Here is an 18,459-nt window from a genome sequence, read left to right on the forward strand (position 1 = left end):
CGAAGCAGCGACGCGTAAGCTCACTTTGCAGCAGCAGCCGTCAGGTTTTTCAGGGCACCTGTCATCTTGACGATGCTCGGGTGGTCGGCGGGCAGACCATGGGTGGCGGCGAGGGACTCCGGTGAGTGGTAAACCAGGATGGTGCCGTCACTGGTTTCGATGATCACCACGCGGAGCGGCAGATCAAGCCCGGCTTCGGGAGCATCGCGGATAACAGGCGTTCCGAGCTGCGGGTTGCCGAAGATGACGAGCTCGTTTGCCGGAATTTCCATATCGACACTTTTGCCGCCTGCCGCATGATCGACACGGGCGAAGACTTTCGCTCCCGCCTTTTCGACGGCGGCAACCAGATTGTCCGCGGTCTGCTTCACGGAATGCGCACTCGGAACGTGGACCCGGTCCGTTCCCGCAGCATGGGCCACCGTCAGCCATGAGCCGAACACCAGAACCGACAGAAGCGTTTTGAAAGTAATGCTGAACATTGAATTCTCCAGACAATGGAATTGGAATGGAAGGCAATTTCATGCGGTGATTGTCGCGAATGCCAATCACACTTTTATGAGCACAATAAAGCCTTTTTGCGGAAGGCCGGAAATCGCATGCGACCATGCGCTTTTTTCGCCGCAGGAATACGTGCCACTTCAGATCCGTCGGCTGGCGTTGATCGTACTCGGAAGGTTACGGTCCAAGGAGAGGCTCAAACGAAGTGGCAACAAAAGCAGCAATGTTCTTTGCAATGGTGGTTTCGATGTACGCAAGTTCTGTCGGTACGGCGATCGCAGGGCCGTCCGATAGCTGGGCCTGGAAATACAGGGTACTCCTCGTTTTCGCGACGCATGATGAGGACCCGTCGCTGCTGTCTCAGCGACAGCAGCTTATGGGCATGAGGCCTGAACTTGATGACCGGCATATGTCTGTCATCGAAATCATCGGCGACAAGGCACGATCTGTGTCTGGAGCCGATCTCGGTTTGTCAGGCAGTGAGTTGAAAGCCTTCGTGCGAAAAAATGACGCCCGGTTCGAAGTGCTTTTGTTGGGGAAGGATACCGGCATCAAGCTGCGTTCTCCCGCACCTCTCGCCGCAACTGACATTTTTTCCCTGATCGACACGATGCCCATGCGGCAGCACGAAATGAAGCGCGCAGGCCGTTGACGGGGTCCGCAAGCCAGCCCTTCGAGGAGCTGGCTACGCAACAGTGAGCAGAGTTTGAAGCGAAGGGACCAGATGACTTCACAGGATACACAGACGGGTCCAATCCACGGAGGCTCACCCGTACCGCTGTCGGCGAAGTGGCTTGGTGGGACGGGCGCGCTCCCGTTCATTGCGGCAGCGCTGCTCACTGTATTCGGTCCACAATCCTGGTCCGCATGGGCAGCTTATGCTCTCGCGGTTTATGGTGCCGTTATTCTATCGTTTCTGGGCGGGATCCAATGGGGTCTCACGATGGGGCGCGACGGGCTGCCAAATCTGTCCGCAACCCGATTGTGTATGAGTGTTGTTCCCTCGCTCATAGGCTGGATCGCGTTGCTAATGCCGGTGTTCCCCGGATTGCTGGTGCTTGCAGCCGCCTTTGCACTCGTTCTTTATTTGGATCTTCAGGCATCGATACGAGGTGAAGCGCCAGCCTGGTATCCGAGACTGCGAATCCCTTTGAGCATTGCCGTGATGGGATCGCTTTTGGTCGGGTCCCTGGGGGCCGTCTGAGCGAAGGCGGCTTCAAATCGGAAGATTTTCAATCTCTTGGGATGAGACGCGCGCTTAGCCAATGAAAGGGCTGCTGCTCATGATGCTTGCAGTTCACGGGTTCGTGAATTGAGAAAGCAATATGCCAGCACAATCTATCTATCAGTAGATAGTTATAGCATTTCACCGCCGAAGGTGAGACAATGTGATTTGTTGCAAAGCTCGTGTTGCAAGTCACGGGTGCAGTCGCTTTGCTGAAAGGAAAGAGGACATGGAACTGAATGCCGATTTTGACCGGAGTGTTCAGGTCGTGCCGCAAGACCACAAGTGGGTAAAGTCGCCAATGCCGGGCGTTGAACGCATGATGCTTGACCGGCTCGGTGATGAAGTTGCCCGCGCAACGACAATCGTGCGCTATGCACCGGGAAGCGCCTTTTCGGCCCATACTCACGACGGCGGCGAGGAGTTTATCGTTCTCGAAGGCGTCTTCGAAGATGAACATGGTGCCTTTCCTGTTGGCTCCTACATTCGCAATCCGCCGGGGTCGAGCCATACGCCGAGCGCGCCGCAAGGCGCGGTAATCTTCGTAAAGCTTTGGCAATTCGATCCAAAAGATCGCAGCCATGTGCGCATCGACACCAACAAGCTGGGGTCAGTCGCAGACGAACGGCGAAAGGGGATCAGGGTTTCGCCTCTTTTTGAAGATGCCCGCGAAAAAGTCAGTATTGAAACCTGGGAACCTGGCACAAGCGCAACGATCGATGCCGCAGGTGGCGTGGAAATTCTGGTTTTGGAGGGCAACGTGACTTCTGGCGGTGAGAGGCTGGGTCCCTGGTCATGGGTCCGCAGGCCTGTCGGTGAACATATTGATTTGACCGCCAGCACGGAAGGCGCGCGACTTTGGATCAAGACCGGGCATCTCAATCACGTCTCAGCGCCCGGCGCCTGACGGTGGGAAAGGACATCTCGGTGACGCTGGTAAGGCTGGAGACTGTCATTGTCGGCGCGGGGTTAAGCGGCCTCGCCATTGCGCGGTCGCTGACCTCCAAGGGCGGGAGCGTCAAGCTCTTTGAAGCGCGAGACCGTGCCGGTGGCCGCATTCTTTCGCTGCCGGGCTCAGTCTCGGACGATGTGCGCTACGATCTCGGACCTGCATGGGTTTGGCCTCACAACACGCGGATGTTGAGGCTCGTTGCGGATCTCGACCTTCCGCTCATGCGCCAGCATGCATCTGGAAAACTCGTATTCCAGGATCAGAACGGTCTCATCCGGCGGGATGTCGATTTCGCGACCATGGGCGAAGCCTTGAGGCTGCCGGGCGGCCTTGCACGGCTGACCGACAAGCTGGCTGCCGACTTGCCGCCGCATGCTGTCTGTCTCAAACACGCCGTCAGTGGTCTCGAGGCATCGAAGGACGGAATTCTGGTGACAGGATCGGGGCCTGATGGCGCTTTCGGATTTCTTGCCGACCGGGTTGTTTTGGCCATGCCTCCGCGCCTGGTTGCGGCTCGGATTGCGTTTCGCCCAGCCCTGACTGACGTTTTCTCAAAGAGGCTGAATGAAGTGCCGACCTGGATGGCCGGTCATGCCAAAATCGTTGCGATCTATGAGCGCGCGTTCTGGCGTGGCAATGGTCTATCGGGAGATGCGATCAGTCATCGCGGTCCGCTCTTTGAAATCCACGACGCCTCATCGGATATCGACGCTGCCGTCGAAGGAGCGCTTTTCGGCTTTGTCGCACCTGGCCGCGGCGGTGCTAAAAGTGATGATGAGCAGCTCCGCCGCGATGCGATCGCGCAACTGGTAGAGCTCTTCGGGCCGGAGGCTGCACACCCGCTTCTTGTCCATCTGGTGAACTGGGCGAAGGAACCCGCGACCGCGACGTCATCAGATATGCCCGATCTGGCCGGCCATCCTCGATATCGAAATATTACTCTGGATGCGGATCCCTGGCAGGGACGTGTCGTCTTTTCGGGAACGGAAACGGCACCGGAGAACGGTGGATTTCTGGAGGGCGCATTGGAGGCAGCGGAACGGTTCTAAGGAGCGATTGTAGTTGCGAAGTGGCGTTTTGTGTCCAGCATCGCCAACGGAAAGCAATGTCCGATGAGACACCTGGAAGGTCTTGGTCTTGCTTTTGCAGATGGACTACGATGTCTTTTAAAGACGAATGGAGTTCACGACCGGCAAGCTGGCTTGGGGGCAAACGGGTTCAAAAGGAACGCGTGAACCAGCGGCGGGAACGGTCATCAAACGGAGAAGCCCATGGATCCCCTGGCTGCTGCAGATCCGATTGTCATTGACAGCTTTGCAGCTTTCACCTTGGGCATCATCGTTTATTTCCTGGGCGCACGGCTCACAAAGAAGTTCACGATCCTGTCGTCCTACAGCATTCCAGAACCGGTCAGCGGAGGCCTTGCAGCGGCCATTTGCGCACTTCTGGTCGTTGCAGCCACGGGCCGGACGATCGAATATGATCTCTCGGTTCGTGACTTTCTCCTGGTCTATTTTTTTACAACAGTCGGCCTCAACGCACGTGTCGCCGATCTGACCCGCGGTGGTCCCATACTGGCGGTGATGCTGGGACTGACCCTGGTTTTCATGATCGTGCAGAATATCGTCGGTTCGGCCGGTGCGCTGCTGTTCGGTTTGCCTTCGCAGGCGGGTGTTCTTTTGGGCACGGCATCGCTGATCGGGGGCCACGGGACCGCCATTGCCTGGGGCCCGACCATTGCCTCGCAATATGATGTGACCGGCGCGGCTGAGCTGGGCATCGCGTCCGCAACAGTGGGGCTGATACTGGCCAGTGTGCTCGGTGGACCGATTGCCAAGTTCCTGATCGCCAAAAACAAGAGCGCCGCACCAACAGGCGAAGAGGGCGGCGAGACACATGAAGCTGCAGCGACTGACGAGACACGCGCGCCGATCAATCATGTCGAAATCATGCGGTGCATCCTCTGGATCCACGTCGCCATTGTGATTGGCTATTCTGCCCATGAGAGCCTGCTCACCGCAGGCCTGAAACTGCCGCTGTTCGTGCCCTGCCTGATTGCCGGTATTGTTTTGTCAAATCTCGTCCCGGCAATTTTCAGAAAAGCGAAATCCCCGGCTGGAACTCAGTCGATGGATCTGATCAACGAGTTCAGCCTGTCTGTGTTCCTGTCGATGTCCCTGATGAGCATGGAACTTTGGACCCTGGCCGGAAGCGCGGGTGTCCTTGCGGTTACGATGGTCCTGCAGGCGGTTGCGGCAACCCTATTCATCGTCCTGATCGTTTTCCGGGTCATGGGACGGAATTATTTTGCTGCCGTGCTGTCTGCCGGATTCGCGGGCTTTGCGCTCGGGGCGACCCCAACCGCAATTGCCAACATGAAGGCGGTCACGCAACGATACGGGCCGTCTCCGCTGGCCTTTATTGTCCTGCCGCTGATCTCTGCGTTTTTTGTCGATCTGGCAAACGCTTTCATCATTCAATGGTTCCTGGCGCTCGGATGACAGCCTCATCCGTTGCCGGGCGATCGCGCGATGTAAGGTCATGGGATGAGAGGCCATGAAAATAACCTTTACGCGTCTATCGGGTTTCTTGGCCGGGCTCTCTGTCATCCTGGCTTCAGCTTTCATGGCCGCCGCGAGTCACTATTGGCTCGGTTGGCCTGATTGGCTGCGCACAGGTCTTTCAGTCTGCGCGGTGCCGGTTCTTGCCGGATTATGGTTTGTGCCCGGAACAGTGAGGCTCTGGCGCCGGGTTGCGGTGATCGGCGCCCTCGTGCTGTTCTTTGTGGCCTATTCTCAAAAGGAGCTTTACCCGCAAAGCTTCGTGCCGCTGCACGAGCGTATTGTGGATGTGAAGTTTGATGGAGATCGCGTTGAAATTATCAATTTCCGCGATGCGGTCCATCAGATTGGCAAACCGGCTCGACCTCGCTGGACGACGCGAACCTTCGACCTTGGCGCGTTGAGCGGGATTGAACTGATCTACCAACCATTTGGCAATTCCGCGGCAACGGTCCACGTCATGATGAGTTTTGCCTTCTCAAACGGCGATCATCTGGCCGTTTCGTTTGAGGCCCGGAGGACCAGCTGGGACACCTTTGATGCTGTTGCCGGATTTTTCAAACACGATCAGCTTTACCCCGTACTGGGCACCGAAAGGGACCTTTTGTGGAAGCGGCTCGCACGGGTTCCACCCAACGATCTGTTTTTCTTCGATTTGCAGGGAACAGGTGAAGAGGGGCGGGCCTATCTGAAAAACCTCCTTGAGTTTGTTGCAGGCCTTCACGAAACCCCTCAATTCTATTCGACGATTTCAGAGAGCTGTTTCACGACGCTTTTAAAGCTCAGCCCACGTCTTCGGGAAACCGTACCCTGGTATGATCTGCGTCGCTGGGTGCCTGGCGCTTCAGTCGGCCTGTTCCAGGAGCTCGGACTGATCGATAGCAGCATCAGCGAGGAAGAACTCCTGGAACGGCAAAAACTGGGACCGGATATCCTTCCACCTTGGGAATTTGAAGATGCGGACACGTGGAGCAGCTACCTGCGCTCCAGGGTTGGGCGAACGGATGCGGCCGTCTTGCCCGAGCGAAGGTCCGCGACCGGACCGCCGAACAGCCTCAGCGGACGGCTTTGACCTCAGGCTGGATGAAATTGAAGATGGTCTGCGGATCGCGACCGGCGAACAGAAATTTGATGACGATCGCGGCCGCAGCCTCCAACTGGTAGGCATGCTCGTTCCCGCCGAGACGCAGCGCGTCTGCGCCGACATCCCGGATCAGTTCCGCAATCACGCTGTCGGCGCTTTCGTCAGCTGTGTACAATGTGACCATCTGGCGGTCGTCGTACGTCATGTCCTCGTCTTCCCAAACGGCTACCTGTGCCATGTTGAAAGCCTTGCCGACATGTGCGCCCGGAAGGTGGTCGGCAATGGCTTGTGTCAGCGACCGGTCATCTTCACGCGTCGTCAAGAAGGTTTCGATGCTGACCGGATTGTTGATGTCGATGACGACCTTGCCTTGAAAAGCATCGGGGCCTCCGGCGCTGTCGATACCGCTGAAGACGTCCTCCCAACGTGTCGCAAGAACGACCACCTCTCCGAAGCCGGCCGCTTCTTGTGCGCTGCCTGCGCTTGCGCCTATCTCCGCTGCGACGCCGGATGCCTTCTCAAGGTCGCGGCCTGACAGCATGACCTGATGTTTGGAACTCCATTTGCCGGCCAGCGCTTTTGCCATGCCGCCGGAACCGATGATGCCTATTTTCATGGCTCTCTCCTATGTTTGGTGCTGGCTTGAATTTGGCGGTGAAGCATTCATAATTGAAATTTCAATTTTGTATGCTAGGCATAACTAAAATGGATATGAAGCAGGGAGACCTGGGGCTTCTCATGGCATTGGATGCCCTGCTGGAGCACGAGAGTGTTTCGATCGCAGCCGATCGCCTCGGCATCAGTCAGCCGGCCATGTCAGCTCAGCTCAAGAGGCTGCGACACCTGTTCAATGACCCGCTTCTGACACCTTCTGGGCGTCATCTGGTCGCCACAAGCCGGGCCCGTGCGCTGCAGGGCGACCTGCGAAGACACCTTCAGGATCTCGACGCGCTTGTTCGTGAAAACAATGCGTTCGACGCGGCAACGACACAAAAGACGTTTCGTCTGATCGCAACGGACTATGTCCACGCGATTGTCGCGAACCGATTGGAAAAGCGGGTAAGGTCATCCGCACCGCTGGCGCGGCTGGCCTTCCTGCCGTTCGAACCGAGATCCATGTGGGCAGCATTGGAAGGGGATACTGCGGATCTTGCGCTCGTGACCGGAATGAACCTGCCGGATGCGAGGTCTCGAACTGTGCTGTCGGAAACGTTCTGCATCATCATGCGCTCTGGCCATCCTCTCAGCGACCTAAACCTGACACTCGACACTTTTTGCGCTGCGCGGCATGTCCTGATTTCACCGGAAGGAGGGGGATTTGTCGGAGCGGTCGATAAAGCGCTCTCCCGGCTGGGCGCAAGCCGGCACGTGAGCGTATCCCTGCCCAGTTTCCTGCTGGCACCGGCCCTTGTCGCGCAGTCCGACGCGCTATGTGTTGTCCCGGGCCGTCTTGCATCGCTTTATCGCGAGACGACGGTTTCCCGGCCATTGCCGTTCGACGTTCCGGGTTTCAAGGTCGATATGCTCTGGCATCCCCGCCGGCACAACGATCCTGCCCATATCTGGTTCCGAACGGAAATTGCAGATCTGATGAAGGCGCTTTAGCTCTGAAGCGTTTCGTTTCGATTGTTTAACGGGGCCTCGGAGACGCGCGAAGGACCCCGTAGCTGTTATCCGCCTCTGGAACCGAAGCTCGAGCGGCTGCCAAAACCACCGCGTGACGCAATGGAGGTGCGTGTTTGAACACGCGCCGGGCTGGGCGGATTCTTGACGGCGTCATTGTAGGTGCGCCAGCTGCCGCCGCCATAGCTGCCGACATAGTAGCCACGTGAGGTGTAGTAGCGGCTGCTTCCGCGCTCCGGATAAACCGGTCTTACGTTCGACCGCAGAAGCTCGTTCGTCAAAGCACCTGTAAGGGCCCCTGCCAGGAAATATCCGGACGGACGCGGTGTATAGTAGGTCCCCTGGTTTGTCGTTTCACTGACGCAGACATTGTTGCCGTGCTGTTCGCTGCAGAGCGTCGGCGAGGCGTATCGCGGCCCGGAGGCCTTGTGGATGTCGGCACCGGTTGCGAGCGCGGTCGCACAGACTTCATCGGCGACATAGCTGTCGGCAACACACTCCGCTTCGCTTTTGTATACGCGTCCTTCAACGTCAGGCTCTTGAGAACACCCGGCAAGCGTGACGGATGTCGTTGCCATGACCACCAGTTTGATTGACTTGGAACGCTTCATGAAAATTCTCCCGACCGGAAGTGCGGTCTGATGAAATTGGAAAGTTCAGGAACCGATGGGTTCGACCATTGGTTAGCCAATTCGGGTTCGGTCAGTAGGTGATGCAGGCGGCGTTGAGCAGTCCAACTGTCACGGAAATCGCAGCAAGCTTCGTGCTGATCGCAATCTCTCCCTGTTCGATGCGTGACGTGATCTTGGGGTAAAAGCGCCGGAAGATCTGGTAGGCGATCAACTGTGCGACGCAGGCAATGATACCCCAGATGATGAAATCGATGATGTTGACCGAATTCGCGGCAGCACTCGCCAGCGGCAGCGAAAACCCGAAAAACGCTGCACTGAACACGAGCGACGCAGCGACGTTGTTTTCCTTGATCAGGGCCATTTCGTCATGGGGTGTCATGACCGTGTAAATTTTCATGAAAATCAGCAACATGGCAATTGCCGCAATGAAATAGGCAATGAAGGGAATAATGCCGGCTAGGGATGCCTGTAGGTCAGCCATTGGTGATCTCCGGTAATGGACTTAGACAGAAAAATTGTGCTCTTCGAGCGGGAAACCGATCATGTAGGCAATGCTGCGTTCTGCATTGTCGGGTTCTTCCAGGTTGACGAGAAGCATTTCGTCCCGTCCGTCCTGGAGCGGCCTTGCAAACAGCATTGCGGTTTGAAAGATGCGCCGTCGACCGCCACCGGAGCGGTCGTCGCAGATCTCTTCCCAATAGGTCATTGGGTCTTCCGGGGCGGACGAAGTGTCGAACCACGCGCGTTCGAACCGATAATCCTTGCCATCATACGGCAGGGTATAGGTCGTCTGGCGAATTGCATCCTTGTACCGGCTCCAGTCAGCGTCGTTTGTCGGATACTGAACATCGAAGAAATACCAGAGCATCACCTCATCGACACGCGTGTCTGCTTCGCCGTCACCTCCCTGGATCTGCACCAGAAATCGGTCATCATCGGGATAAAACCGGTGCATGTGGGATTGTTCGCCAAGGTCACAATGCCCTTGTGCGGTGATCATCAGCGTTGTGTCCGGTCTTTCAATGAGACTGTCAGCGGGAAGCAGGCGCAGCGCGATCGAATCAAAGGTAATGCCGCGTCCGATCGTCAGTCCGAGGATTTCGGGCGGCAGCCATTCCTTTGAACGCTTAAATAGTGATCCGAACATTTGCCCCCTCCAGGCCATTGGAGATGTCACTCGCGCTCAGTCGCTCGTTGCTAAGATAATAGATGGACCCACCTGAAGCCAGTTCCTTTGGGAACGGACGGAACAGGAAGTCCTTGTTGCCCGGCTGCCTGACAGCGATCAGAGTGCCGTTGGAGCTGCTCAACGACGTGTCGATGGATGCCGTTCCGGTGGTCCCGTCGGCTTCGACGATTGCCGAGTAGATTGTTGCCCCGAAACCGGCAGTCGACAAGGCCATGAGGATCTGGCCGGCACCTGGATCCTGTGCTGCACGCACGAGGGATTCGCACGCATTTGAAACAACGGGTTCTATGTTCGCCAGCTTGCCGGCGCGCCTTGCGGTATCCCGGTCCTCGAAATAGGCGGCGATGTGGACGTCGGTGTTCAGTTCCCGAATGGCAAGACAGGTGTTGAACGTTTCTGCATCGGTCCCTGCATAAACAAGAACCTTTTGCGCTCCGGCAATCGCGGCACGCTTGAGAGATTGCAGCGCGTCAAGCCGGTCCGCACGAATCAGGCGGATGCCTTCGGGAATGTCGACGTTCTTGGATGTCGCAAGCAGGATTATCTTGTCGTCGCCATCCTGTCCCGCGATCAGGTTTTCCACCATGAGCGGGGTTTTGTCCCGGTGGTACCCGACTATGACAGTCGCGTTTTGCACGCGCTCGTAGTTTCCGTTTCCGTCGGCCATACGCCTAACTCCTTCCACCAGTACGCCGGTCAGGCGGCCAAGAACGGCTGAGAAAATCAACAGTGCGCCGGGAAAAAACCAGAAGGCCGCGACCATACGGCCCGCATCTGTTTCCGGTGACAGATCGCCATATCCGACGGTTGAGGCCGTTGTGGCGGCAAAATAGATGAATGTGAGCGGGTTTGATGTCAGTCCGCTCTCGCCTGCGAGCGCGAACAAGGCCCATGAGATGAGCAGATAAGCGCAGATCAGCGTCGCAAGCAGCCAGAGCTTAAGCTCAATGACGTGCTGGTAGATCCGCGAAATGAGTAATTGAATAATTGGCACGGATGGATTCTGCCCCGGTTGAATCGCTCCAGTACTGTGGCCAGAGCAGGCGGCCTTGTCAAATCGCGTTATCGCGCGGAAAAATCGCTTGAAACGGCACCTGTTCACTTCTACTTGTTCGAGGCTGGGTTGTGGGCCCGGCCGTCAACTGGAGGCCAATGAATGAGCGCGCATCAGACCCCCTGGTCATTGCACGAGCTGAAGGAAGCACTGGAAAAGTCCGCTTCATTCGGTGAAAACGAGATCCGCTGCACGGTGAATGAAGTGCAGCCGGATGTTCTTGAAGTCCAGCTCCAGTCGGCCGGTGAAATTACGCTCTATATGACCCTTGGCGAGACACAGATTCTCACTTCGGTCGTTTTGTGGCCGCGCGCCCTGCAGGATGATCCGGTCGCATTTGAAGCGATGATGCTTCGAAACCACAAAAAGCTGTTGCCGCTCTGTGCCCTGTCGATCGATGACATCGACGGCGAAGAGTATTACGAGCTTTTCGGCGCAATGTCGGTTCGTTCCACCCTGGCATCGGTCGAGACTGAAGTGCGCACGATTGCCAACTGTGCGCTTGAATTGGCCGCAGATGTCGGCCCGCGCACGAACGCGGCCTGAAAACTGCCTTTCGGATTGAAACGGGAAACAGAGATATGAGTGTTTGGGGCAAGTTGATCACCGCGTTCAAGGGCCACGCCAACAGGGCCGGGGAAGCCGTTCAGGACGCCAATCTCATGACGATACTTGAGCAGGAAGTGCGCGAGGCCAGAAAGGCAATCGCCGCCGCCAAGGACGAGAAGGCGCGTATGTCCGCCAATCGCAAGCTGAAGGAAAAGTCCATCGCCGAGGTGATGGGTGAAGTCGAACGCCGGACCGAGGCCGCCAGAACAGCCAAGGAACAGGGCGATGAACCGCTTGCTATCGAAATCATCAAGAGTGTCCTCAAGCTTCGCGACAAGGTCGAGGCCGACCAACAACTGTTCGACCAGTACAAGGCGACCGAGGAACGGATGGACAGCACCATCCGTCAGTCTGAAAACAAGATTGAAACGCTCCAGCGCAAGATGGAGAGCGCCAAGGCCAATGAAGCGCTGATCAAGGCTCAAAAGGCAGCTTCCACCAACACCACGGCGTCAGACGGAAAGCTTGCCAGCGCTGTCGACAGCCTGGCCCGGCTCGAGCAGAGGCAGGCGGAGCAGCAAGCGATGCTTGAAGCTGCTGATGAAGAGGCGCGGCTGGAGAGCGGAGCGGATCTGGAAGCCAAGATAAGGGCGTTGGAAAGCCCGGAAAGAAATGACGTCGCTGCGCTTCTGGCAAAACTCTGAAGACCAGACTGTCCGCGCATGAGACGGATAACGGTTCCGGAAAGGCCGGGATGGAAAGAGCAGGCCGAAAAACTCGGTTTCGGCTTTCACACTATGTACGGGGCGCCCTATTGGGACGAGAGCCGGGCGTATGTGTTTTCTCTGGAGGAAATCGAACGGGATCTGGAGGATCCGTCCCAGGATCTCTACCGCATGTGCCTGGATCTGGTAGACCGTGTGGTCCGAGATGCCGATTTGCTCGGCAGGATAGCCATTCCGTTGCAGTACCATGATTGGATCCGAAGTTCCTGGGAGAACTCTGAACCTTCGCTCTATGGCCGATTTGATTTTTTCTATGACGGGACCGGCCCCGCGAAGCTATTGGAGTTCAACGCCGACACGCCGACGGCGCTTTACGAAACCGGGTTCTTTCAGTGGATGTGGCTGGAAGAGCAGATTGCATCCGGTGTCCTGCCGCAAGAAGCGGATCAGTTCAATTCCGTTCAGGATCGGCTGATCGAACGCTTTGCCGCCATGTTTGCACCCGGCTATCATATCCATTTCGCGTCATCCAAGGATCAGGACGAAGACCGGGCAACGGTCAGGTATCTGGAGGATTGCGCAAGACAGGCCGGTCTCACCCCGCATTTCGTTGCCGTTGAAGACATTGGTGTCGACGATAAGGGGCGTTTCGCGGACAGCGACGAGTTCGTCATCGACGCTCTTTTCAAGCTTTACCCTTACGAGGATATGTTCCGCGAGGAATACGGACCCTTTCTGCCCGGTTCGCCCTTGCGGTTGCTCGAACCCCCTTGGAAGGCGATCCTGTCAAACAAGGCCATCCTACCTTTGCTTTGGGAAATGTTTCCGGGACATCCAAACCTCCTTCCTGCCTGTTTTGAAGAGGACGCGACCCCGGAGATCCTGAAAGAGCCGCATGTGCGCAAACCGTTCTTCAGCCGGGAAGGAGCCAACATCACGGTGCGCGGCGTCGAAGACAACGAACTGTCGACGCCGGGGCACTACGGCGAGGAAGGGCACATTCTTCAAGCCTACCAGGAGCCGCCGAAATTCGGCGAGGACTATGCAATGATCGGGTCTTGGATTGTTGGCGGCATTGCCTCCGGCATCTGTATCCGGGAAGATCGTCATCCGGTGACGCAGGACCTATCGCGCTTCGTGCCGCACGTCATCCTTGAAGACTGAAAACGCGGTCGGTTTAAGCTGATCGACAGCCAATGCAGGCTTCAATCCGGTCCGTGCTCAAACGTGTCGATCTGGCTGGCAAACGAAGGAGGAGATCTCATGTGCGGCGATGAGACAAGAGCGAAAATCTCTCGCAGAAGCGCGATTGCTATCGGAATGGCAGGTGCAGGTGCGCTGTTGTCGCCTGCAGCTTTGGCGCAGACCGTATCAGATCCTGGAAGCGCGGCAGCGCCGACCTCGCCCGAAGAAGCCTTGCAGCTCTTGAAGGAGGGGAACGCCCGCTACGTCGCCAACGCGCCGGTCAATACGGACCATTCGCTGGAAAGGGCAAAGCGGTCAGCAGGTCAAAGGCCGTTTGCCGCAGTTGTCGCTTGCTCGGATTCCCGAGTGGCTCCCGAGATCATCTTCGATCAGGGATTGGGCGATGTTTTCGTCGTTCGCGTTGCCGGGAATTTTATCAATGAAGATGGTCTTGCAAGCCTTGAATTCGGCGCCGCCGTGCTCGGCGTCCAGGTGATCGTCGTCCTCGGGCATACAGCTTGTGGAGCCGTTGATGCGACCATCACCTCTGTCGAGGACAGAAAGCTTCCACCCGGCCACCTGCCCAGCCTGGTCGAGGCCATCCGTCCGGCCGTCTATGATGTCATGCAGCAAGATCCGGCGGATCTTCTCTCAGCAGCGATCGCGCAGAATGCGAAGCTGAACGCAGAAAAAGCGTCTGCCTCAGAACCGGTGCTGGCAGGTCTGCACGACAAGGGCAAACTCATGACTGTCGCAGGCGTTTATGACATTGCCACCGGAATAGTTGAGTTCTTGTGAGCCACGCTTGAGTGTCGGCGACGCTGGTTAAACGCTTGCCGCCGCTCAGCGCAGTTTTTCCACCCAGTCCATCGCCCAGTCTCCAAGGGGTTCCAGCCGGTCGAAAAGCTGACGGCCGTCATCTGTCAGGGCATAGCCGTTCTCCGCGTTATAGACCAGGCCTGCGGCGCGCAACTCCTTCAGGCGTGTGTTTAAAACACTCGGAGAGGCGGACCCGCATCTTTCCTGCAGATCGCGAAAGGTGCGGTTGCCGTCGCTGAGGTTCCACAAGATACCCATCGACCAGCGGCGTCCTATCAGATCAAACAGGACCATGATCGGCTGTCCCGTCTTCGAGCCGCGCACCGGCTGGCCCGGTTGCGGGAGATCCGGCTTCGGTGTCTTGTCCGCCATACCTGCTCCTTTGTGCTTGCTACTAAAAACGTAGCAATGTATGCTACTGTTATAGTAGCAAAGAAAGGAGCCGACAGTGAAAGAAAATGCGAGCCCTTCCGATATCGCCCTTTGGCTGGTCCTTGCAGCGCTTTGGAGTTCTTCCTATACGGCGATCAAGATCGGTGTTCAGTCCCTCGATCCGGTTCTTCTTGTCGCCGGGCGTCTGCTGATTGGTGCCTTCTTTCTCTACGCTGTGCTGAAGATGAGCCGTATGCGTCTGTCCGGCAGGCTGGAAGACTGGATGCACTACGGGGTCAGCGGCCTTCTGGGCAGCGCCATTCCGTTTTTGCTGATTTCCTATGGCGAACAGACGGTCGACAGCGCGCTGGCGTCCATTCTGATGGGCATTGCACCCGTTACGACTGTGTTTATGGCGTCATTCGTTTTTGCCGATGAGCAGCTGACGCGCCGGATCGTCCTGGGCTTGGTCTGCGGCATCGCCGGCATCGTCCTGCTTGTCGGACCAGGTGCGCTTGCGCAGCTTGGGGGTGACCTTCCAGCGCAGCTGTCGATTTTGGCCGCAGCTCTTTGCTACGGCGTAACCACGATTTATGTCAGACGCTTTGTCAAAAGAGCGCCACTCGAAATGGCAGCGGGTTCGACAATTGTTGCGGCCGGTGCGATTACCGCAATGGCAGTCTTTTCCGGAATAGATCCGGCTGCGGTCGAATTGAACGCCACCTCGGTCGGCACCGTTGTCTATCTCGGGCTGTTTTCAACAGCGCTCGCGACCCTCATCTACTTCCAGCTTGTGCCGCGCCTCGGGGCAACGCGCATGTCGCAAGTCAACTTTGCTGTCCCGGTCGGCGGGGCGCTGATCGGCGTGACGGTGCTTTCGGAGACGATCATGACGCATCAACTGGCGGCCCTCGCGGTTATCCTGGTCGCGATCTTTCTGGTGACCGGGAAACCACGGCGTGAGGGATGAACTGATTGGTGCATTGTCGCGGCGGTCAAACTGCCGCTAACCTCCTGATGCATAACGGCAATGCGCATAGGCGACTGGTAACGGATGCCCTCCCATCCGACATATGCTCGGAAAGGAGATGGCGATGACACAGGAATTCGACATCCGTACCCACGATATGCCCGAAACCATGCGCGTCCTTCTGAGCGATTATCCCCGCGACAGTTGGGAAGCGCATCCGGGTTTCAAGGAAAAAACCCGGCACTGGCTTGGCGCGCACCAGATGTTCCGCCAATTGGGCGAGCTGGTGCGCTTGGAAACAGAGCATTATCTGGACAGGTCGAGGGAGCCGGACGATTTCGCCGCCCGGCTTTCCTACTACGGTAATGCACTTGTCGCGAACCTGCACGGACACCACACCTGGGAAGACAGGAATTACTTTCCAGAACTCTCCGCTGCCGACCCGCGATTTGATGCAGGCCTGGAAATCCTGGAAAAAGATCACAAGGAACTGGATCGCGTGCTGGACCGGTTCACTGAAACGGCCAATCGTGCGATCCAGCTGATCCAGCTGGATGAACATCAGGCCCTTGAAGAAGCCGGTCAGCTTCATGGTTTGGCGGGAACGATCGAAGGGTTTCTCGACCGCCACCTCTCCGACGAGGAGGAACTCGCTGTCCCCATCATCCTGCATCACCGGCTGCGGGGTTAGGGGCGCCAGAAAGGACTTGTCGCACGCGAAGGCTGTTCGTGTGCGGCAACGTCCTCATTTGCACGTCGCGAAGGAGGACTGTCTCAATCGGTTTCGTCCGCCGGATCCTCATACCGTTCACGCTCGGCATCCATCGCGTGCTTCCAGTCGGCACGCAGCTGATCCTGTCGCCTGGGGATGGTCTCCTCTAGCGGCTCAGCCTCGATGATCCTTTCGGTCCGGAAGTATCGGAAATCTTCTCTCAACTCGCACCACGCTGCAATGATCCTTCCGTGATCTCTGTATCCGAGGAGAATGGGCCAGATGGTCCGCTCACTGAGGGTTCCGTTATTGTCCTCGTACCTTATGCGCAGCTTCTTTCTCTGCCGAACCGCAGCGCGGATCTCGGCCGAACTCAGAACTTCAGGCGGAAGGTCGGCAGGCGCTACACTGGTTGCCGGTGCAAGGAAGAGGCTCTCGAACTCCCGTGGCAGGATCGTTTCGATTTTCGTAAGCAGGCTTGTGGCCGCGTCTTGCAGTTCGGGTTCAGCCCGTGTCTGCACCCATTGTGCACCCAGGATTGCCGCTTCAATTTCGTTGGTTGTCAGCATGAGCGGCGGCATGTGAAATCCGGCTTCGAGAATATATCCCACACCAGCTTCCCCACGGATCGGAACCCGGCGTGAAACAAGCGTGGCGATGTCGCGATAAACGGTGCGCTTGCACACTTCCAGCTCTGACGCAATTGTGGAAGCTGCGATCGGGTTCTTCGCACGGCGCAGGATCTCGATCAGTTCGAACAGTCTGTCGGCGCGCCTCATGTTCCCCCCGTTTCAGATACTGACACCATGCTGACAATACGCTGTCAGCATGGTGCCTTTAAATGAGGAACATCACCACCCGGACAAGGAGAGCGTCGTGAAACTGTCAGGAAGTTGCTGTTGTGGTGCGGTCCGCTTTGTCGTTTCAGGAACGCCGGGGATGATGGGGACATGCCATTGCTCGCGCTGCCGAAAACTTGGCGCGTCACCCTTCGTCTTCGTCAAGAGGGATCAATTCGAACTCGTTAGCGGTGAAGCTGAAATCGAGTGCTATCAACCGGAAGCGCCCTACACGTTCGTTCGCTCTTTCTGCCGCAAATGTGGGACCTCTTTGGGCGAACCATTGTCGCCGGAAGCCAGTTTTCCGATCAATGCCCATTGTTTCGATGACGACCCGATTGTCCGCAATTCATTCCATGAGTTCGTTGCGGAAAAACCGGCCTGGTCCGCAATCTGCGATGATGCCCGGCAGTTCAAGGGGCATCCGGATACCGGCTGACATCGTGCCACGACGCCCGGTCGTCAGGTCACGATGGACGGATCCGTCATTGCCGGATATCACTTCACGACGGCTCCATGGATCGGACCGGTCAATGGAGGCGCAAGATCGCAACGTCAAACGGACATTTATCCCCATCGGGAGGACGGCACTCGGACACGATGCGCGGCATCATGCTCATGGCGACCGGCATGTTCATGTTCTCCGCCGTGGATACCATGGCAAAGTTCCTCACCGATACGATCCATCCGTTCCAGATTGTGTGGTGCCGCCAGCTGGGTCTGTTGCTCGGTGTCTTCCTCTTGATCAGCCTGAAGGGAAAGTCCGTACTCGTTTCTGCCAATCCGAAGCTTCAGATCGCGCGCGGAGCTCTGGCTGCAGTCTCGGCGACACTTTTCATTATCGGCGTAAAATTCGTGCCGCTTGCGGATGCGGTCGCCATTACATTCGTCGCTCCTTTCATGGTGACAGTCATGGGTGCGCTGATCCTGCGTGAGCCGGTCGGCATCCGGAGATGGAGTGCTGTTCTGATCGGCTTCATCGGCACACTGATCGTGATCCGGCCGGGCCTCGGTGTCCTGCATCCCGCGGCAGGCCTGCTGGTGATCGCGGCTTCCGCATTCGCACTTCGGCAGATCCTGTCACGCGTTCTGGCCGGCGGTGACAGCGCCGGGACAACTGTCGCCTACACCGCGATTGTCTCCTGCGCCTTGCTGACGGTCCCGATGCTGTTTGTCTGGGAGCCCCCCTCCAGCACCACCGAAATCATCCTTCTTGTTGCTATGGCTGTCCTTGCCGCATGCGGCGAGACACTGGTCATAATGGCACTGGACGCTGCGCAGGCGGTCGTCGTCGCCCCTTTGCAATACACATTGCTGATCTGGGGAACGTTTTACGGTTTTGTCGTTTTCGGTCAGTTTCCCGATGCCTGGACCTGGTTCGGCGCCATGATCATCGTCGCAACGGGTATTTACACGCTGAACCGGGAACGCTTGGCCCTGCAACGAGCGCCGAAACAGTGAGCAGGT

At 57.3% G+C, this 18,459-nt stretch carries 23 protein-coding genes; 15 read left to right on the forward strand and 8 right to left on the reverse strand.

Annotated features, from left to right (window positions below; translation table 11 throughout):
* Nucleotides 1–20 precede the first annotated feature (20 nt).
* Nucleotides 21–482 carry a DUF302 domain-containing protein gene (locus tag ABVF61_RS13590; RefSeq protein WP_353994088.1) on the reverse strand — a complete coding sequence of 154 codons (462 nt, stop codon included), beginning with the start codon at nt 480–482 and terminating at the stop codon, nt 21–23.
* A 224-nt stretch (nt 483–706) separates the two neighbouring features.
* On the opposite strand from ABVF61_RS13590, the gene ABVF61_RS13595 reads away from it, so the two are divergent.
* From ABVF61_RS13595 to ABVF61_RS13620, 6 genes are all read left to right on the forward strand, one after another.
* Nucleotides 707–1,153, forward strand: coding sequence for a DUF4174 domain-containing protein (locus tag ABVF61_RS13595; protein WP_353994089.1), 447 nt, complete (start codon nt 707–709; stop codon nt 1,151–1,153).
* Nucleotides 1,154–1,225: 72 nt separating this feature from the next.
* A complete protein-coding gene (locus tag ABVF61_RS13600; RefSeq protein ID WP_353994090.1) occupies nt 1,226–1,705 on the forward strand; it encodes a DUF3429 domain-containing protein in 480 nt (159 codons plus the stop codon).
* 250 nt (nt 1,706–1,955) lie between these two features.
* The gene (locus ABVF61_RS13605) at nt 1,956–2,633 is read left to right on the forward strand and encodes a cupin domain-containing protein (protein ID WP_353994091.1); all 678 of its coding nucleotides are present in this window, start codon (nt 1,956–1,958) and stop codon (nt 2,631–2,633) included.
* A 20-nt stretch (nt 2,634–2,653) separates the two neighbouring features.
* Nucleotides 2,654–3,727 carry a flavin monoamine oxidase family protein gene (locus ABVF61_RS13610; RefSeq protein WP_353994092.1) on the forward strand — a complete coding sequence of 358 codons (1,074 nt, stop codon included), beginning with the start codon at nt 2,654–2,656 and terminating at the stop codon, nt 3,725–3,727.
* Between the two features lie 222 nt (nt 3,728–3,949).
* Entirely contained in the window at nt 3,950–5,179 is a 1,230-nt protein-coding gene (gene gltS, locus ABVF61_RS13615) for a sodium/glutamate symporter (RefSeq protein WP_353994093.1), read from the forward strand.
* Between the two features lie 55 nt (nt 5,180–5,234).
* Nucleotides 5,235–6,311, forward strand: a complete 1,077-nt coding sequence (locus tag ABVF61_RS13620) for a lipoprotein N-acyltransferase Lnb domain-containing protein (protein WP_353994094.1) — start codon at nt 5,235–5,237, stop codon at nt 6,309–6,311.
* Here ABVF61_RS13620 and ABVF61_RS13625 read toward each other — a convergent pair.
* Nucleotides 6,295–6,939: an NADPH-dependent F420 reductase gene (locus tag ABVF61_RS13625; RefSeq protein WP_353994095.1), complete on the reverse strand. Its 645-nt coding sequence runs from the start codon at nt 6,937–6,939 to the stop codon at nt 6,295–6,297. The genes ABVF61_RS13620 and ABVF61_RS13625 overlap by 17 nt on opposite strands.
* An 89-nt stretch (nt 6,940–7,028) precedes the next feature.
* On the opposite strand from ABVF61_RS13625, the gene ABVF61_RS13630 reads away from it, so the two are divergent.
* Nucleotides 7,029–7,928, forward strand: coding sequence for a LysR family transcriptional regulator (locus ABVF61_RS13630; protein WP_353994096.1), 900 nt, complete (start codon nt 7,029–7,031; stop codon nt 7,926–7,928).
* Nucleotides 7,929–7,993: 65 nt separating this feature from the next.
* Here the strand turns inward: ABVF61_RS13630 and ABVF61_RS13635 are convergent, their stop codons facing one another.
* From ABVF61_RS13635 to ABVF61_RS13650, 4 genes are all read right to left on the reverse strand, one after another.
* Nucleotides 7,994–8,557: a DUF1190 domain-containing protein gene (locus tag ABVF61_RS13635; RefSeq protein WP_353994097.1), complete on the reverse strand. Its 564-nt coding sequence runs from the start codon at nt 8,555–8,557 to the stop codon at nt 7,994–7,996.
* Nucleotides 8,558–8,648: 91 nt separating this feature from the next.
* Nucleotides 8,649–9,059, reverse strand: a complete 411-nt coding sequence (locus ABVF61_RS13640) for a DUF350 domain-containing protein (protein ID WP_353994098.1) — start codon at nt 9,057–9,059, stop codon at nt 8,649–8,651.
* A 21-nt stretch (nt 9,060–9,080) separates the two neighbouring features.
* Entirely contained in the window at nt 9,081–9,725 is a 645-nt protein-coding gene (locus tag ABVF61_RS13645) for a DUF2491 family protein (RefSeq protein ID WP_353994099.1), read from the reverse strand.
* Entirely contained in the window at nt 9,706–10,761 is a 1,056-nt protein-coding gene (locus ABVF61_RS13650) for a potassium channel family protein (protein WP_353994100.1), read from the reverse strand. Before ABVF61_RS13650 ends, ABVF61_RS13645 begins: the two co-directional genes overlap by 20 nt.
* 162 nt (nt 10,762–10,923) lie before the next feature.
* Here ABVF61_RS13650 and ABVF61_RS13655 point away from each other — a divergent pair, with 162 nt between their 5' ends.
* The 4 genes from ABVF61_RS13655 (at nt 10,924) to ABVF61_RS13670 (ending at nt 14,078) form a co-directional block, all read left to right on the forward strand.
* Nucleotides 10,924–11,367, forward strand: a complete 444-nt coding sequence (locus ABVF61_RS13655) for a YjfI family protein (protein WP_353994101.1) — start codon at nt 10,924–10,926, stop codon at nt 11,365–11,367.
* A 35-nt stretch (nt 11,368–11,402) separates the two neighbouring features.
* Nucleotides 11,403–12,074, forward strand: coding sequence for a PspA/IM30 family protein (locus ABVF61_RS13660; protein ID WP_353994102.1), 672 nt, complete (start codon nt 11,403–11,405; stop codon nt 12,072–12,074).
* Between the two features lie 18 nt (nt 12,075–12,092).
* Entirely contained in the window at nt 12,093–13,259 is a 1,167-nt protein-coding gene (locus ABVF61_RS13665; protein ID WP_353994103.1) for a glutathionylspermidine synthase family protein, read from the forward strand.
* 99 nt (nt 13,260–13,358) lie between these two features.
* Nucleotides 13,359–14,078 (forward strand): carbonic anhydrase, encoded by a 720-nt coding sequence (locus ABVF61_RS13670; protein WP_353994104.1) that lies wholly within the window; start codon nt 13,359–13,361, stop codon nt 14,076–14,078.
* Nucleotides 14,079–14,123: 45 nt separating this feature from the next.
* Here ABVF61_RS13670 and ABVF61_RS13675 read toward each other — a convergent pair whose 3' ends face one another.
* Complete coding sequence (locus ABVF61_RS13675; RefSeq protein ID WP_353994105.1) at nt 14,124–14,471, reverse strand: winged helix-turn-helix transcriptional regulator; 348 nt, start codon at nt 14,469–14,471, stop codon at nt 14,124–14,126.
* Between the two features lie 76 nt (nt 14,472–14,547).
* Here ABVF61_RS13675 and ABVF61_RS13680 point away from each other — a divergent pair, with 76 nt between their 5' ends.
* Together ABVF61_RS13680 and ABVF61_RS13685 are read left to right on the forward strand one after the other, a co-directional pair.
* Nucleotides 14,548–15,441: a DMT family transporter gene (locus ABVF61_RS13680; protein WP_353994106.1), complete on the forward strand. Its 894-nt coding sequence runs from the start codon at nt 14,548–14,550 to the stop codon at nt 15,439–15,441.
* Nucleotides 15,442–15,565: 124 nt separating this feature from the next.
* Nucleotides 15,566–16,132, forward strand: a complete 567-nt coding sequence (locus ABVF61_RS13685; protein ID WP_353994107.1) for a hemerythrin domain-containing protein — start codon at nt 15,566–15,568, stop codon at nt 16,130–16,132.
* Between the two features lie 83 nt (nt 16,133–16,215).
* On the opposite strand, the gene ABVF61_RS13690 is transcribed toward ABVF61_RS13685, so the two are convergent.
* Nucleotides 16,216–16,932, reverse strand: coding sequence for a helix-turn-helix transcriptional regulator (locus ABVF61_RS13690; protein ID WP_353994108.1), 717 nt, complete (start codon nt 16,930–16,932; stop codon nt 16,216–16,218).
* A 97-nt stretch (nt 16,933–17,029) separates the two neighbouring features.
* Here ABVF61_RS13690 and ABVF61_RS13695 point away from each other — a divergent pair, with 97 nt between their 5' ends.
* Together ABVF61_RS13695 and ABVF61_RS13700 are read left to right on the forward strand one after the other, a co-directional pair.
* Nucleotides 17,030–17,431 carry a GFA family protein gene (locus ABVF61_RS13695; protein ID WP_353994109.1) on the forward strand — a complete coding sequence of 134 codons (402 nt, stop codon included), beginning with the start codon at nt 17,030–17,032 and terminating at the stop codon, nt 17,429–17,431.
* A 77-nt stretch (nt 17,432–17,508) separates the two neighbouring features.
* The gene (locus ABVF61_RS13700; RefSeq protein ID WP_353994110.1) at nt 17,509–18,453 is read left to right on the forward strand and encodes a DMT family transporter; all 945 of its coding nucleotides are present in this window, start codon (nt 17,509–17,511) and stop codon (nt 18,451–18,453) included.
* The last annotated feature ends 6 nt before the right edge of the window (nt 18,454–18,459 follow it).

It is taken from the genome of Roseibium sp. HPY-6, from assembly GCF_040530035.1.
In the GTDB taxonomy this organism is placed as follows: domain Bacteria; phylum Pseudomonadota; class Alphaproteobacteria; order Rhizobiales; family Stappiaceae; genus Roseibium.